This is a genomic window from Duganella sp., from assembly GCF_039595735.1.
GTDB lineage: Bacteria > Pseudomonadota > Gammaproteobacteria > Burkholderiales > Burkholderiaceae_D > Rugamonas.
In genome coordinates this window covers 72,310-86,376 of record NZ_JBCNLB010000008.1, presented here as the reverse complement: position 1 = coordinate 86,376, position 14,067 = coordinate 72,310, and the positions used below count along the sequence as shown (strand labels likewise).

The 14,067-nt window shown below is 63.3% G+C and carries 10 protein-coding genes; 8 read left to right on the top strand and 2 right to left on the bottom strand.

Annotation, left to right across the window (positions count from 1 at the left end):
* Positions 1-28: 28 nt before the first annotated feature.
* The 3 genes from ABDW57_RS15835 (at position 29) to ABDW57_RS15825 (ending at position 3,711) form a co-directional block, all read left to right on the top strand.
* Positions 29-1,006 (top strand): glycosyltransferase family 2 protein, encoded by a 978-nt coding sequence (locus ABDW57_RS15835; RefSeq protein ID WP_343731140.1) that lies wholly within the window; start codon positions 29-31, stop codon positions 1,004-1,006.
* Complete coding sequence (locus ABDW57_RS15830) at positions 990-2,471, top strand: hypothetical protein (RefSeq protein WP_343731139.1); 1,482 nt, start codon at positions 990-992, stop codon at positions 2,469-2,471. The genes ABDW57_RS15835 and ABDW57_RS15830 overlap by 17 nt, the downstream gene beginning before the upstream one ends.
* A gap of 91 nt (positions 2,472-2,562) precedes the next feature.
* Complete coding sequence (locus tag ABDW57_RS15825) at positions 2,563-3,711, top strand: NDP-sugar synthase (RefSeq protein ID WP_343731138.1); 1,149 nt, start codon at positions 2,563-2,565, stop codon at positions 3,709-3,711.
* A gap of 60 nt (positions 3,712-3,771) precedes the next feature.
* Here ABDW57_RS15825 and ABDW57_RS15820 read toward each other — a convergent pair whose 3' ends face one another.
* A complete protein-coding gene (locus tag ABDW57_RS15820) occupies positions 3,772-5,652 on the bottom strand; it encodes an acyltransferase family protein (RefSeq protein ID WP_343731137.1) in 1,881 nt (626 codons plus the stop codon).
* Between the two features lie 268 nt (positions 5,653-5,920).
* On the opposite strand from ABDW57_RS15820, the gene ABDW57_RS15815 reads away from it, so the two are divergent.
* The 3 genes from ABDW57_RS15815 to ABDW57_RS15805 all read left to right on the top strand — a co-directional run bounded on the left by ABDW57_RS15815 (position 5,921) and on the right by ABDW57_RS15805 (position 9,597).
* Positions 5,921-7,096 (top strand): NDP-sugar synthase, encoded by a 1,176-nt coding sequence (locus ABDW57_RS15815; RefSeq protein ID WP_343731136.1) that lies wholly within the window; start codon positions 5,921-5,923, stop codon positions 7,094-7,096.
* Positions 7,093-8,508 (top strand): mannose-1-phosphate guanylyltransferase/mannose-6-phosphate isomerase, encoded by a 1,416-nt coding sequence (locus ABDW57_RS15810; RefSeq protein WP_343731135.1) that lies wholly within the window; start codon positions 7,093-7,095, stop codon positions 8,506-8,508. The genes ABDW57_RS15815 and ABDW57_RS15810 overlap by 4 nt, the downstream gene beginning before the upstream one ends.
* Before the next feature lie 69 nt (positions 8,509-8,577).
* Positions 8,578-9,597 carry a TIGR03790 family protein gene (locus tag ABDW57_RS15805; RefSeq protein ID WP_343731134.1) on the top strand — a complete coding sequence of 340 codons (1,020 nt, stop codon included), beginning with the start codon at positions 8,578-8,580 and terminating at the stop codon, positions 9,595-9,597.
* On the opposite strand, the gene ABDW57_RS15800 is transcribed toward ABDW57_RS15805, so the two are convergent.
* The gene (locus tag ABDW57_RS15800; protein ID WP_343731133.1) at positions 9,560-10,153 is read right to left on the bottom strand and encodes a PEP-CTERM sorting domain-containing protein; all 594 of its coding nucleotides are present in this window, start codon (positions 10,151-10,153) and stop codon (positions 9,560-9,562) included. The genes ABDW57_RS15805 and ABDW57_RS15800 overlap by 38 nt on opposite strands.
* A gap of 189 nt (positions 10,154-10,342) precedes the next feature.
* Here ABDW57_RS15800 and ABDW57_RS15795 point away from each other — a divergent pair, with 189 nt between their 5' ends.
* Both ABDW57_RS15795 and ABDW57_RS15790 read left to right on the top strand, forming a co-directional pair.
* On the top strand, positions 10,343-13,336 hold the full coding sequence (locus tag ABDW57_RS15795) for an ExeM/NucH family extracellular endonuclease (protein WP_343731132.1): 2,994 nt from the start codon (positions 10,343-10,345) through the stop codon (positions 13,334-13,336).
* Positions 13,337-13,351: 15 nt separating this feature from the next.
* Entirely contained in the window at positions 13,352-13,996 is a 645-nt protein-coding gene (locus ABDW57_RS15790; protein WP_343731131.1) for an NF038129 family PEP-CTERM protein, read from the top strand.
* Positions 13,997-14,067: the final 71 nt, after the last annotated feature.

Genomic DNA, 14,067 nt, shown 5'->3' with positions numbered 1-14,067 from the left:
AAAACCATGAACTGAACGAGAGGGTGTAATGCAAAAAGAAAATGTCAGTAGCGCTGTTCCGCGGATCGCCGTGGTGCTGCCAGCCTACAATGAAGAGCTGACCATCGCCGATACCATCCGGGACTTCGCCACGCATTTGCCGGAAGCCCGTATCTACGTCATCAACAACAATTCCAAGGACAAGACCGGCGCCATCGCGCGCGAGGTGCTGGCGGGCCTGGGCTGTGGCGGCGGCGTGATTGACGAACTGCGCCAGGGCAAGGGCAACGCCTTGCGCCGCGCCTTCCACAGCATTGACGCCGATGTGTACGTGCTGGCCGATGCCGACATGACCTACCCGGCCAGCCGCGCGCGCGACCTGATCGCGCCGATCGTGGAAAACCGCGCCGACATGGTGGTGGGCGACCGCCACTCGGGCGGCCACTACGCGCGCGAAAACACCCGTTCGCTGCACGGCTTTGGCAACGCGCTGGTGCAGCACGCGGTCAATACCCTGTTCAGCGCCAAGCTGGTGGACATCATGAGCGGCTACCGCGTGTTCAGCCGCGCCTTCGTCAAGAGCTACCCGATCCTGGTGGAAGGCTTCCAGATCGAGACCGACATGACCCTGCACGCGCTGCACAAGCGTTTCCGCATCGTCGAAATTCCGGTCGAGTACAAGGACCGTCCGGCCGGCTCCTTCTCCAAGCTCAACACGCTGTCGGACGGCGCCAAGGTGATCTTCACCATCGCCCAGATCCTGCGTTACTACCGCCCGCTGATGTTCTTCGGCTCGCTAGCCTTGCTGGCCAGTCTGCTGGGCGTGCTGTCAGCGGTGCCGGTGCTGATCGACTGGTTCTCCTACAAGTACATCTACCACGTGCCGCTGGCCGTGCTGGCGGCCAGCCTGCAAATCTTTGCCATCGTGCTGCTGGCGATCGGACTGATACTTGATTCCCTGAGTCACCAGCAGCGCCTGCAGTTCGAACGCAGCCTGTTGGCGGGCACGGATGCCTACCGTAGCTGAGCGCGGCGGTCGCCGGCCGCTGCTGACGCGGTTCTGGGCTGAACGCACCCCGCGCGCGCGCAGCGGGCTGCTGCTCGCGCTGGTCGTGCTGCTGTTGCTGGTCAATGTCGGCCTGCATTATCCGGGCACGATGAACAACGACTCGTGGCTGCAGTATGAGGAGGTGCGTTCCGGTATCTATACTGACTGGCATCCACCCATCATGGCGGTGCTGTGGACCTTGCTGGACCGCGTGATGCATGGACCGGCGCCGATGCTGATCCTGCACCTGGGACTGCACTGGCTGGGCCTGGGCCTGCTGGCTGACGGCCTGGCGCGCTCCGGCCGCGTGCGGACGGCCCTGCTGGTATTGCTGGCCGGAGCCTTCCCGGTGCTGGTGTTTTACAACGGCGGCATCTGGAAAGACGTCGGCATGGCGTCGGCCCTGATCGCTGGTTTCGGCCTGCTGGCCTGGTATCGTCTGCAAGGACGTCGTCCACCGTTGACGGTCTTGCTGCCTGCGCTGTTGTTGCTGGCCTACGGCGCGCTGGTGCGCACCAACGCCGTGTTCGCATTGGGGCCATTGCTGTTGTTCCTGTTCTTTGACAAACCGCAGCGCAAGTTGTGGGCGACCGTGCTGTGGTCGGCGCTGGCCACCGTGCTGGCGCTGCTGCTGTCAGGTGTGATCAACCACCAGGTGATCGGCGCGCGCAATTCAGGTGCGATCCAGTCGCTGCAGTTGTTTGACATGGCCGGCATCGCCCGCCAGTCCGGTGACGCCGGGGTGCTGCCGCCAGCCACCGGGCTGACTCTGGCGGACGTGCAGCGCTGCTACACGCCGTATTTCTGGGATACGTTCAGCCCTTGGGGCTACTGCCGCGTCGTGTCTGAGCGACTGGGGCCAACCGATTCGCCGGCCCGTCAGGAACTGGGACGTCAGTGGGCGCATGCTGTACTGAGCCATCCACTGGCTTACCTCGACCATCGCCTGCGTGCCTTTAATTCCGAGATGTTCTTCCTGGTGCCGGCAAAACACTGTCGTTATGCGCCTGGCTGCGGCGTTGAGGCGCCGTGGGTATATCCATGGAGCCGCGCCAGCGCTGCCGAAGTGGCGCGCGAGGTCCGTTCGGATTACATCAAGAAGAACTTCCTTGGCTGGCCCATCGTCTGGGTGGCGGCAGGCATCGCCTTCTGGCTGATGGCGCGTGATGGGCGCAGCAGTGTTGCCGGCCGCGCCGGGCTGGCCTTGCTGGTGTCGGGCGAATTGTATCTGCTGGCCTACCTGCTGGTCGGGGTAGCTTCGGACGTGCGCTATGCCTACTGGAGCATCCTGGCCATATTGCTGTCCGGGTTGTTGCTGGCGCCACACATGCGGTCCACCCTGCGCCAGCGCCATCCGGTGGTTCTGCTTAGTGCGGTCCTGATGGGGCTGGTACTGGTGGGAGGCTTCGCCGCGCGCCTGACCGATTTCCGCGGCTTGCTGTAAGCCGTAAGTGTGCACTTGAGCCAACACGGCGCTCATTGCCCGCCTGAGTGTTTTAAGATGCTGTGATATTCAAAATTATAGGAGTTACCTCATGAAAGCGATGATACTTGCCGCAGGCAAGGGAACCCGGGTGCGGCCACTGACCTACGACCTGCCTAAGCCCATGATCCCCTTGCTGGGCAAGCCGGTAATGGCCTATCTGATCGAGCATCTGGAAAAGTATGGCATCAAGGAAATCATGGTCAACGTGTCCTACCTGCACGAGAAGATCGAGGATTACTTTGGCGAGGGCCACCAGTACGGTGTGCAGATCGGTTACTCATTCGAGGGCTACACCAACGACGATGGCGAAGTGGTGCCACAGCCGATCGGCTCGGCTGGCGGCATGAAGAAAATCCAGGATTTCGGCGGTTTCTTTGATGAAACCACGATCGTGCTGTGCGGCGATGCCCTGATCGACCTCGATCTGAAATCGGCCCTGTTCGAGCACAAGCGCAAGGGCGCGATCGCGTCCGTGATCACCAAGGAAGTGCCGTGGGACAAGGTCTCCAGCTACGGCGTGGTGGTGACCGAGGCTGACGGCCGCGTCAAGTCCTTCCAGGAAAAGCCGTCGCAAGAGCAGGCGCTGTCCAACTTTGCCAGCACCGGCATCTACATCTTTGAACCGGAAGTGCTGGACCTGATCCCGTCCGGCACCACCTTCGACATCGGCTCAGACCTGTTCCCGCTGCTGGTGGAAAAAGGCCTGCCGTTCTACGCCCAGACCCGCCCGTTCAACTGGATCGACATCGGCACCGTGCGCGATTACTGGGAAGTGTGCCAGGACGTGCTGATGGGCGAGGTGGCCCACATGGACGTGCCCGGCATTCAGATCAACGATGGCCTGTGGGTCGGTCTCAACACCAGCATCGACTGGCACGGCACCCGCATTGAAGGCCCGGTCTACATCGGCTCCGGCACCCGCATCGAGTCGGGCGTGACCATCATCGGCCCGACCTGGATCGGCCATGGCAGCCACATCTGCAAGGATGCCACCGTTGAGCGCAGCATCCTGTTTGAATACACCCGCATCCTGCCGGCGGTGGAGCTGAGCGAGATCATTGTGTTCAAGGAATACAGCGTCAACCGGGCTGGCGAGATGAAGCACATTTCGGAATACGAGCCGGATGCCTGGGCCAATGCGCGCGACCGTCGCAACAAGCGTCGTGTCGGTAAGGAAAGTACCGGCAACGCCGCCTGAGCGGTTGGCGGCTCAGAAAAAAGCGACCTCACAAAGGTCGCTTTTTTTATTGCGCCTTGCCTAGCGCATCAGCTGTGGCACCAGCAGGTTTTTCACCACGTAGGACGAGCCTTCTTCCGACAGGTGGCCGTAGTCCACCAGCAGCAGGTCGCTGGCCGGTGGTACGCGCGCCAGACACGCCTCGGCCCGGCACAGCTGATCGATTACGGAGACAAAGGTCACGCCGGTGCCGGCGGTCAGGGCCCGCATCTTGGCGTTGGTGCGCAGAATGCTCTGGTCCAGCGCTGCGTCCTGAATGTAGGGGTGCGGGTCGCTCCAGTGGCGGTTGACGATTACGATCGGCAACGAAGGCTGCCACTGTGGCACTGGCCCCACCAGGATGGCCTGGCGCACCCCGGCGGCCTTCAGGGCTGCGCCGATTTCACGCCAGTCGGTCTTTTCATGATCGCGCTGCTGTGCCATGACCACGGTGGTCGGGCGCAGCTCGGCAATCTTTTTCATGGCGAACTGATTGGAATACTTGCACGCCACGGCAAACAGACCTTTCTGTTTGATGTCGTCGTGCAGGCTGGGGCGGCAGCCAGCGGAGGTGACCTGGTAGAAGGGCGTCCCTTTGGGCAACTGCGCGCGCAAGCCGAACGACAATGCCTCGGCGTGCGAGTCGCCCCACAGGAAGACGCCGCCATCACCTTGCTTGGTGGTGCAGATCGGATCGGTATCTGGCTTGCCGGTGCGCGACAACACGTCCACCACGTTGCATTTGTCGATCCAGTGCGACACTGTCAGGTGCTTGTATTTCTCGCCGTAGGCGGCCACAAAGCTGGCGCGGTCTGACACGCTGACCGGACGATAGGCGCCGATCATGCCGTTGGTCAGAACCACTGCTCCGCCCATCGCCAGCAGCGCGGCCGAGGCCCCGGCCCACGAGGCCGACCAGCGCGGCTGCACCCGCGTGCGCATCGGCTGCTCCACCCAAAGATAGGAGGCGTAGGCCGCCGCCAGCGAGGCTGCAATGCCGCCCAGCTGCCATGCAGGCTCGGTCAGTACCCCCCAATAGGCCAGCAGGACCACAATTGGCCAATGCCACAAATACAGCGAGTAGGAAATATTCCCCAGCCATTGGAACAGCGGGTTATTGGTGGGCACGCCTTGTTGGCGATTGGCCTGGATGACCAAAAACGCGCCGGTCACCGGCAGCAGTGCCAGCGATCCTGGCCATGGGTTACTTTCTGAAATCAGGATATAGCTGGCCGCAATCATGAGCAGGCCGCATGCCTCGGTCAGGCGCGGGCGCTGTGTCAGCCAGCCCAGCGGGAACAGCAGGGCGAGTCCGCCCATCATCATTTCCCATGCGCGCGTCGGCAGCAGGAAGAAGGCGCCATCCGGGAAGCGCGGCGTGGCGTACACCGACAGTCCGAACGACAGCAACGCCCCGGCCAGCACAGCCCAGCGCAAGGCGCGCAAGCCCAGCAGGCGGCGCACGGCCATCAGCGCCAGCGGATAGAGCAGGTAAAACTGCCACTCGACCGACAGCGACCAGGTGTGCAGCAGCCATTTCTCGTGGGCGCCGGCGGCAAAGTAACCGGCTTCCTTCCAGTACACCATATTGGATACAAAGGCCAGGCTGCCCGCCACATGTTTGCCCAGCGCCAGGTATTCAGGGGGCAGCAGGAAGCACCAGCCCAACACCAGCAGCAGCAGGCAGGGCGCCAGCAGGGCCGGAATGATGCGGCGGCCGCGGGCCAGGTAAAACTGGAACACGCGGAACTTGTCCTGCTGCAGACCGCGGCAAATGATCGACGTCATCAGATAGCCGGAGATGACAAAAAACACATCGACGCCGGCGTAACCGCCGGGCAGCCAGGCCGGGTTGAAGTGAAACAGGATGACTGCCAGCACGGCCCATGCCCGCAAGCCGTTGATATCTCTTCTAAAGTCCATCTTACCTTCCAGTTGTCTGATGGGAAACGATTATGCCTGTGACCGCGCATTTGAGGCAAACAATTGAATGCGAACGGATGTATTTCGCATCGCAGCAAGTCAGGCCGCTGCTGTCGGCCGGGCGGGGTGGCTTTCTTTCCGCACGTTGCCGCCACGAAAAGCAAACGTGTGGGCAATTTCCTGAAAATATTGTACGATAGCCAAGTGCTGCAGTGCGGCATAAATTTTACAGCGGATAGCCCTTTTATTAACTTCCAGGAGCGACACTATGAAAGCCATGATTTTGGCCGCAGGTAAAGGTACGCGGGTTCGTCCGTTGACGTATGATTTACCCAAGCCCATGATTCCACTGTTGGGCAAACCGGTGATGGCCTACCTGATCGAGTACCTTGAAAAGTACGGTGTGAAGGAAATCATGGTCAACGTTGCCTACCTGCACGAGAAGATCGAGAATTATTTTGGCGAAGGCCACCAATACGGCGTGCAGATCGGTTACTCGTTCGAGGGCTACACCAACGATGCCGGCGAAGTGGTGCCGCAGCCGATCGGCTCGGCCGGCGGCATGAAGAAAATTCAGGATCTCGGCGGTTTCTTTGACAAGACCACCATTGTGCTGTGCGGCGACGCCCTGATCGACCTCGACCTGAATGCGGCCCTGTTCGAACACAAGCGCAAGGGCGCGATCGCGTCCGTGATCACCAAGGAAGTGCCGTGGGACAAGGTGTCCAGCTACGGCGTGGTGGTGACCGAGGCCGACGGCCGCGTCAAATCGTTCCAGGAAAAACCATCGCAGGAAGAGGCGCTGTCCAACTTTGCCAGCACCGGCATCTACATTTTCGAGCCCGAAGCGCTCGATCTGATCCCGTCCGGCACCACCTTTGACATCGGCTCCGACCTGTTCCCGCTGCTGGTGGAAAAAGGCTTGCCGTTCTACGCCCAGACCCGCCCATTCAACTGGATCGACATCGGCACCGTGCGCGATTACTGGGAGGTGTGCCAGGATGTGCTGCGCGGCGAAGTGGCTCACCTGGACGTGCCCGGCATCCAGCTGAAAGAGGGCCTGTGGGTCGGCCTGAACACGAGTATTGACTGGACCGATACCCACATCGAGGGACCGGTGTATATTGGCTCCGGCGTGCGCATCGAGGCTGGCACCACCATCATCGGCCCGGCGTGGATCGGCCATGGCAGCCACATTTGTCATGGTGCTAAGATAGTGCGCAGCGTGCTATTCGAATATACTCGCGTGTTACCGAATGTTTCTTTGGAAGAAATTATCGTCTTCAAGGATTATAGTGTCGACCGTGCCGGTGTCATGAAGCACGTTTCTGAGTTGCCGTTGGACGTGTGGTCGAATGCCCGCGACCGCCGCAACAAGCGTCGCACGGTGGAAAGCACCGACACCGATTTAACAGCCCATATAGAGAAGAGACTCATTGCATGAAGATTTATCCGGTCATCCTGTCAGGCGGCGCGGGAACGCGCCTGTGGCCTTTGTCGCGCGCGGTACTGCCCAAGCAATTATTGCCGGTCATGGGCGAGCAGACGATGCTGCAGGACACCGCGTTGCGTCTGGCCGGACGGCCGGGCTTGATGCAGCCGCTGGTGGTGTGCGGTAACGATCACCGCTTCCTGGTGGCCGAGCAGCTGCGCGACATCGGTATCACGCCGCTGGCGATTCTGCTGGAACCGGTCGGCCGCAATACGGCGCCGGCGGTGGCCGCCGCCGCCCATTACCTGGCGGCGCGCGATCCGGAGGCGGTGATGCTGGTGCTGCCGGCCGACCACGTCATCAATGATGTGGATGCCTTCTACCAGGCCATCAGCCATGCCGCCGTGCCGGTCGCCAGCGGTGCGCTGGCCACCTTCGGCATCGTGCCGACCAGTCCGGAAACCGGCTATGGCTACATCCGCAGCGGCGCGCCGGCCGGCGCCGCCCAGTGCTACAAGGTGGACCGCTTTGTCGAGAAACCGGACCGCGAGACCGCCGAGGGCTTTGTGGCTGCCGGCAATTATTACTGGAACAGCGGCATGTTCCTGTTCCGCGCCGCCAGCTACCTGGAAGAGCTGCGCACGCTGCAGCCGGCCATTGCGGCTGCCACCGAACAGGCCGTGCAACAAGGGTACAGCGATCTGGATTTCTGCCGCCTGCAGGAAGCGGCGTTCACCGATTGCCCGTCCGACTCGATCGACTATGCGGTGATGGAACACACCCAGCACGCCATTGTGGTCCCGGCCGACATCGGCTGGAGCGACGTGGGCTCGTGGTCGGCGCTGTGGGAAGTGCAGGCCAAGGACGAGCGCGGCAACGCAACGCGCGGCGATGTGTTCCTGGACGGCGTGTCGAACTCGCTGGTGCGCGCTGAAAGCCGCATCGTGGCGGTGGTCGGTGTGCAGGATCTGGTGGTGGTGGAAACTGCCGACGCCGTGCTGGTGGCGCACAAGGATCAGGTGCAGCGCGTCAAGGACGTGGTGCAGCATCTGAAGTCGCAGTCGCGCACCGAGCACCTGCACCACACCAAGGTGTACCGCCCGTGGGGCTGCTACGAGGGCATCGACGTCGGCGACCGCTTCCAGGTCAAGCGCATTACGGTCAATCCGGGCGGCAAGCTGTCGCTGCAGATGCACCACCACCGCGCCGAACATTGGATCGTGGTCAGCGGCACCGCCCGCGTGACCTGCGGCGATGCGGTCACCCTGCTGACCGAGAACGAGTCGACCTACATTCCGATCGGCGCCACCCACCGCCTGGAGAATCCCGGCAAGCTGCCGCTGCACCTGATCGAGGTGCAGTCCGGCAGTTACCTGGGCGAGGACGATATTGTCCGCATCGAGGACGTGTATCAGCGCACCTGACGGCGCTATAATGAAACGGAGGCTGCGGCCTCCGTTCTTTTTTACGACCTCATTGACCGATAACGACTCTTGCGACTTTTCTCCCTTCTGCTGGCCGTGCTGCTGTACGCCGCCATCCCCGCCCATGCCCAAGGCCCGAGTGCGCCGGTTGGCCTGAGCGCCAATCAACTGGCCGTGATCGTCAACGACGATGAACCGAATAGTGTCGAGATTGCCGAGTATTACCGCAAGGCGCGCGCCATCCCGGCCGCGAATATGGTCCACGTGCGCATCCCGAACCGCCCGCGCAAGCTGGATGCCGAGCAGTTCGAGGCGCTCAAGGCGCAGATCGACAGCAAGCTGGGACCGAATATCCAGGCTGTGCTGATGGTGTGGACCGCGCCCTATGCGGTGGAGTGCAATGCCCTGACGGCGGCTTACACCATGGGCCTCGATACCAGCCTGTGCGCTAATTCCTGCAATCCCAGCAAGCCCAGCCCGTACTTCAACTCGCCGTCGCGCCAGCCGATGACGGACTTCAAGATGCGCATCTCCATGCAAATGCCGACCGAGTCGGTGGCGGCCAGCAAGGCGCTGATCGACCGCGGCGTGCTGAGCGGCTTTGCGGTGCCGACCGCCACCGCGTATTTCCTGCAGACCAGCGACGTGGCGCGCAGCAGCCGGGCGCGCTTCTTCCCGCGCTCGATCACCGTGCCGCAAAAGAAGCTGACCATCAAGACGCTGCAGGCTGACAGCATCGAGAACGTCAGCGACATCATGATTTACCAGACCGGACGCGATTTCGTGCCCAAGCTGGAGACGCTGAAATTCCTGCCCGGCGCCCTGGCCGACCACCTGACCTCGGTCGGCGGCGACCTGCTGAGCACGGCGCAAATGAGCAGCCTGAAATGGCTGGACGCCGGCGCCACCGCCAGCTACGGCACTGTCAGCGAGCCGTGCAATCACTGGCAGAAATTCCCGAATTCGAATGTCTTGCTGGTGAATTATTTGCGCGGCAATACCGCCATCGAGGCGTATTGGAAGAGCGTGTCGTGGCCGACCCAGGGCGTGTTTATTGGCGAGCCGCTGGCCGCGCCTTACCGGCATTGATGGCCTGGCGCCGGCGCCGCTGCAGCGCCGCCAGCAGCGTTAGTCCGGCTGCCAACGACCCTACGCTGGCCGGTTCCGGCACGGCCGGCGCGGCGCCCGCCGGCGCCAGCCACGGCTGGCTGTGCCCGCTGTTGTAGCGCTCGGACAGCCGCCAGTACGACCATTCTTCATCGCCATGCGCGGTGCCGCGTGGCATCACGGCCACATCCTCGCCGTTGGACCATAAGCGCAGGGCGGCTTCATTGTTGTCCGCCAGGCGCCGGTTCCATTCCACCCATTCGTCCAGTTTGTCGTACAGATCCGGCGGCGACTCGCCTTCGTTATTGCCGATGTCATGGTTGGGATTGCCATCGCTCAGCCGGCAAGGATCGTACAAAGCGTCCGGATCGACTTTTTTCTGCGGCTGCTGCTGTACCTGCTGCTGCTCCTGCAAGGCCTTGGCGCAGGCGCTGGGCGGCTGTTGCTGCGGCTGTTGCTGCGGCACGGGCGGCGCCGCGCCGGCCTGACCGGCCAGTAGCAGGCAGCACAACAGCAGGGGGCAGGGAAGGCGTCTCATGGCAACGAGTAATGTTTGTTGATAATTTTTATTGCCTTTATACAAGCATAGCACTTGTTTTGCAGGATGCCAGGTAAACTTGCGCTTAGTCCGAACGGACTAAAGCCATGTCATGAAGGCGTCAACCGCTGGCCGTAATATGCAAATAGCAAGATTTCCAACTGTTTGTTTCTATTCCGGGACTGTTCAATGAAAAAAATCCTCCCTCCGCCGGCGCGCACCACCATCGCTGCTGCGCTGCTTGGCGCCCTGGCGGCGCCTGCCATGGCCGATTCGTCGGTGGTCATCAGCCAGGTGTACGGCGGCGGCGGCAACAGCGGCGCCAAATACCAGAACGACTTTATTGAACTGTTCAACCGCGGCAACACCCCGGTCGACCTGAGCGGCTGGAGCGTGCAATACGCCAGCGCCAGCGGCGGCACCTGGCAGGTGACCGCGCTCAGCAAGGTGCTGCAGCCGGGCCAGTATTACCTGGTGCAGGAAGCGGCCGGCAGCGGCAGCTCGCCGGCCCTGCCGACCGTGGATGCTACCGGCACCATTCCGATGAGCGCCAGCGCCGGTAAAGTGGCGCTGGTGGCCGGCACCGCCGCGCTGTCGAGCGCCTCGCCGGCGGCCGGCAGCTTTGTCGACCTGGTCGGCTTTGGTAGCGCCAACTATGCCGAGGGCACGGCCACCGGCGCCCTCAGCAACAGCACCGCCGCGCTGCGCGCCAACGGCGGCTGCACCGATACCGACAACAATAGCGCCGACTTCAGCGTCACCGCGCCGACCCCGCGCAACACTGCCAGCCCGCTCAATGTGTGCGGCGCGCCGCCGCAGCCGCCGATCGTGGCCACCTGCCCGGCCAACCTGGCGCTGGCGCTGGGCGTCAACGGCAGCGCCGATCTCAGCGCCACCGATGCCGACGGCATCGTCAACAGCGCGGTGCTGACCTCGGCGGCGGTGCCGGGCATCAGCCTGGTCAATTTCCTGGCGGCGAATGCCGCCGGCGGCACTGCCACCGCCAATCTGAGCGTGGCGGCCAGCGTACCGGCCGGCACCTACCCGGTCAGCATCAAGTTCAGCAACAACCAGTCGCAGGAAGCCAGCTGCGCCATCAGCGTGACGGTAGCGGCGCCGGCCGCCGTGACCCACACCATTCCGCAAATCCAGGGCGAGGGCGACAGCAGCCCGTATGCCAACACCGTGCAGACCACCGAAGGTGTGGTCACGGCCAAGGTGGGTTCCGGCTTCTTCATCCAGGATGAAAACGGCGACGGCAACCCGAATACCTCGGATGGCCTGTTTGTGTTCACCACCGCGGCCAATATCGGCACCGTGCAGGTGGGCGACCGCATCCGCATCACCGGCACGGTCAGCGAGTACACGCCGACCGCCGCCACCCGCTCGTACACCGAGCTGACCAATGTGAGCGCAATTGCCAAGCTGGCGGGCGGCATCAGCATCACGCCGACCAATGTCGCGCTGCCGCACCCGAACCTGGGCCAGGTGGAGGGCATGCTGGTGCGCTTTGGCAAGCTGACCGTGTCGCAGCTGGAGTTCCTCGGCTCGCGCGGCGAGATCACGCTGTCCTCGGGCCGGCTGGAAATTGCCTCCAACCGCTACCGTCCGGGCACGCCGGAAGCGGTGGCGCAGGCCGCCGCCAACCAGCTCAACCAGATCATCCTGGATGACGGCATCTTCGTCGCGCCGACCACCATTCCTTACCTGACCGAAGACGGCTCCCTGCGCGCCGGCGACAGCGTCTCCAACCTGACCGGGGTGGTGGACTTTGGCGCCAAGGGCGGCGGCGGCGCCGGCTTCAAGCTGCAGCCAACCGAAGCGCCGGTGTTCTCGCAGGATAATCCGCGCACCGATGCGCCGGCACTGGTGCCGGGCAACGTCAAGGTGGCCAGCGCCAACGTGCTGAACTACTTCACCACCTTCACCAACGGCAGCAACGACCAGGGCCAGACCGGTCAGGGCTGCCTGCTGGACGGCAAGGTGCTGGCATCCAACTGCCGCGGCGCCGACAACCTGAACGAGTTCAACCGCCAGACCGCCAAAATCGTTGGCGAACTGAAGGCCATCAATGCCGACGTCTACGGCCTGATGGAAATCCAGAACAGCGGCGAATACACCGTCACCAAGCTGGTCGACGCGCTCAACGAAGCGATCTCGCCGGGCACCGGCATCAAGACTTACGCCGTGGTACCGAAGCCGGCCGCCACCGGCACCGACGCCATCCGCGTGGCCATGATTTACAAGCCGGCCGCGCTGACGCTGGTGGGCGGCGCGCTGTCCGACGCCGACGCCATCAACAACCGTCCGCCGATGGCACAGACCTTCAAGACCGTCAACGGCGCCAAATTCTCGCTGGTGGTCAACCACCTGAAGTCCAAGGGCAGCTGCCCGGCCAGCGGCGCCAACGCCGACCAGGGCGATGGCCAGAGCTGCTGGAACGCGCAGCGCATCCAGCAGGCCCAGCGCCTGGTGAATGCCTTCGTGCCGCAAGTGGTGGCCGCCGCCGGCGACGCCAAGGTGCTGCTGATCGGCGACTTCAACTCCTACGGCCACGAAGACCCGATCGCGGCCATCACCGCCACCGGCTACGTCAACCAGCTGGAGCGCTTCGTGCGCGGCAGCGGCAACATGCCGTACTCGTTTGTGTTCAACGGCGAAGCCGGCTACCTCGACCACGCGCTGGCCAGCGCCGCGCTGAGCCCGCAAGTGGTGGATGCCGCCGAATGGCATAACAACGCCGACGAGCCGACCGTGCTGGACTACAACACCGACGGCAAGCCGCAGGACAAGTACACCAGCGCGCCGTACCGCGCTTCCGACCACGATCCGGTGGTGATCAGCCTCAACCTGCAAGCGCCGTACACCGACGTCAGCGCCAGCATCAAGGCCGTGCCGTCGGGCCTGACCTACGCGCGCCTGAGCGGCCAGTGGAGCGGCACCCTGAGCATCACCAACACCAGCGGCGCCGCGCTGAACGGCCCGCTGCAGATCGCCCTGAGCGGCCTGCCGGCCGGCGTGACCCTGGTCAACGCCAGCGGCAACCGCAGCGGCGTGCCGTACATCACTGCCAACACCGGCAGCCTGGCGGCCGGCGCCACCCTGAGCGTGCCAGTCAGCTTCACCAAGACCGGCAGCGCGGCGATCAGCTACACCACCCAAGTTTACAGCGGCACTTTCTAAGTAAGGATCATCACCATGTTTTTCGCTAACACCACCATCTCCTTGCGCCGCAGCCTGCTGGCGCTGGCCCTGAGCGCCTGCGCCAGCCTGGCCTCGGCCGCTACTTACCACGTGGAGTTCGACACCTCCAGCTTCGGCGACAATGGCTGGATCGACCTGCAGTTCAACCCGGGCAATGCCGGCACCGCGCTGGCCTCGGTCACACTGACCGACTTCATCGGCTTCGGCAGCAGCGCCACCGCCCAGATCGCCGGCAGCGTGAGCGGCTCGCTGGCCAGCGGCTACACCATCAGCAACGACGGTGCGGGCGGCTGGAACGACCTGTTCCACGAAGTCGTCTTCAGCGGCGGCAAGGTAGGCTTCAACGTCAGCTTCAGCGGCGACGCCGACCCTGGCCAGACCTCGCCTGGTTCGGTGTTTGCCGTGTCGCTGATGAATGCGGACGCCAACGCCTACCTTGGTTCCACCGATCCGTCCGGCTCGCTGGTGCAGCTGAACTGGACCGCCGGCGTCACGGCCGATGCCGGTTCCGTGGCGGCAACGCCACTGGTCAACACCATTCCGACCATCGCCGCGCCGGTGCCGGAACCTTCGACCTGGGCCATGCTGGCCGGCGGTCTGGCGCTGCTGGGTCTGGCGCGCCGCCGCCAGCAGGCGTAAGCCCGGCAAAACGGCTGGATTTATATCGCAAAGCTCTGAATCGGCGATAGAAATCATATTAGTAAAGCCAC

What these genes read in the sequence shown, in the direction of transcription:
- ABDW57_RS15835 (WP_343731140.1), top strand. Translation starts at nt 29, where the DNA reads ATGCAAAAAGAAAATGTCAGTAGCGCTGTTCCGCGGATCGCCGTGGTG.
- ABDW57_RS15830 (WP_343731139.1), top strand. Translation starts at nt 990, where the DNA reads ATGCCTACCGTAGCTGAGCGCGGCGGTCGCCGGCCGCTGCTGACGCGG.
- ABDW57_RS15825 (WP_343731138.1), top strand. Translation starts at nt 2,563, where the DNA reads ATGAAAGCGATGATACTTGCCGCAGGCAAGGGAACCCGGGTGCGGCCA.
- ABDW57_RS15820 (WP_343731137.1), bottom strand. Translation starts at nt 5,652, where the DNA reads ATGGACTTTAGAAGAGATATCAACGGCTTGCGGGCATGGGCCGTGCTG.
- ABDW57_RS15815 (WP_343731136.1), top strand. Translation starts at nt 5,921, where the DNA reads ATGAAAGCCATGATTTTGGCCGCAGGTAAAGGTACGCGGGTTCGTCCG.
- ABDW57_RS15810 (WP_343731135.1), top strand. Translation starts at nt 7,093, where the DNA reads ATGAAGATTTATCCGGTCATCCTGTCAGGCGGCGCGGGAACGCGCCTG.
- ABDW57_RS15800 (WP_343731133.1), bottom strand. Translation starts at nt 10,153, where the DNA reads ATGAGACGCCTTCCCTGCCCCCTGCTGTTGTGCTGCCTGCTACTGGCC.
- ABDW57_RS15795 (WP_343731132.1), top strand. Translation starts at nt 10,343, where the DNA reads ATGAAAAAAATCCTCCCTCCGCCGGCGCGCACCACCATCGCTGCTGCG.
- ABDW57_RS15790 (WP_343731131.1), top strand. Translation starts at nt 13,352, where the DNA reads ATGTTTTTCGCTAACACCACCATCTCCTTGCGCCGCAGCCTGCTGGCG.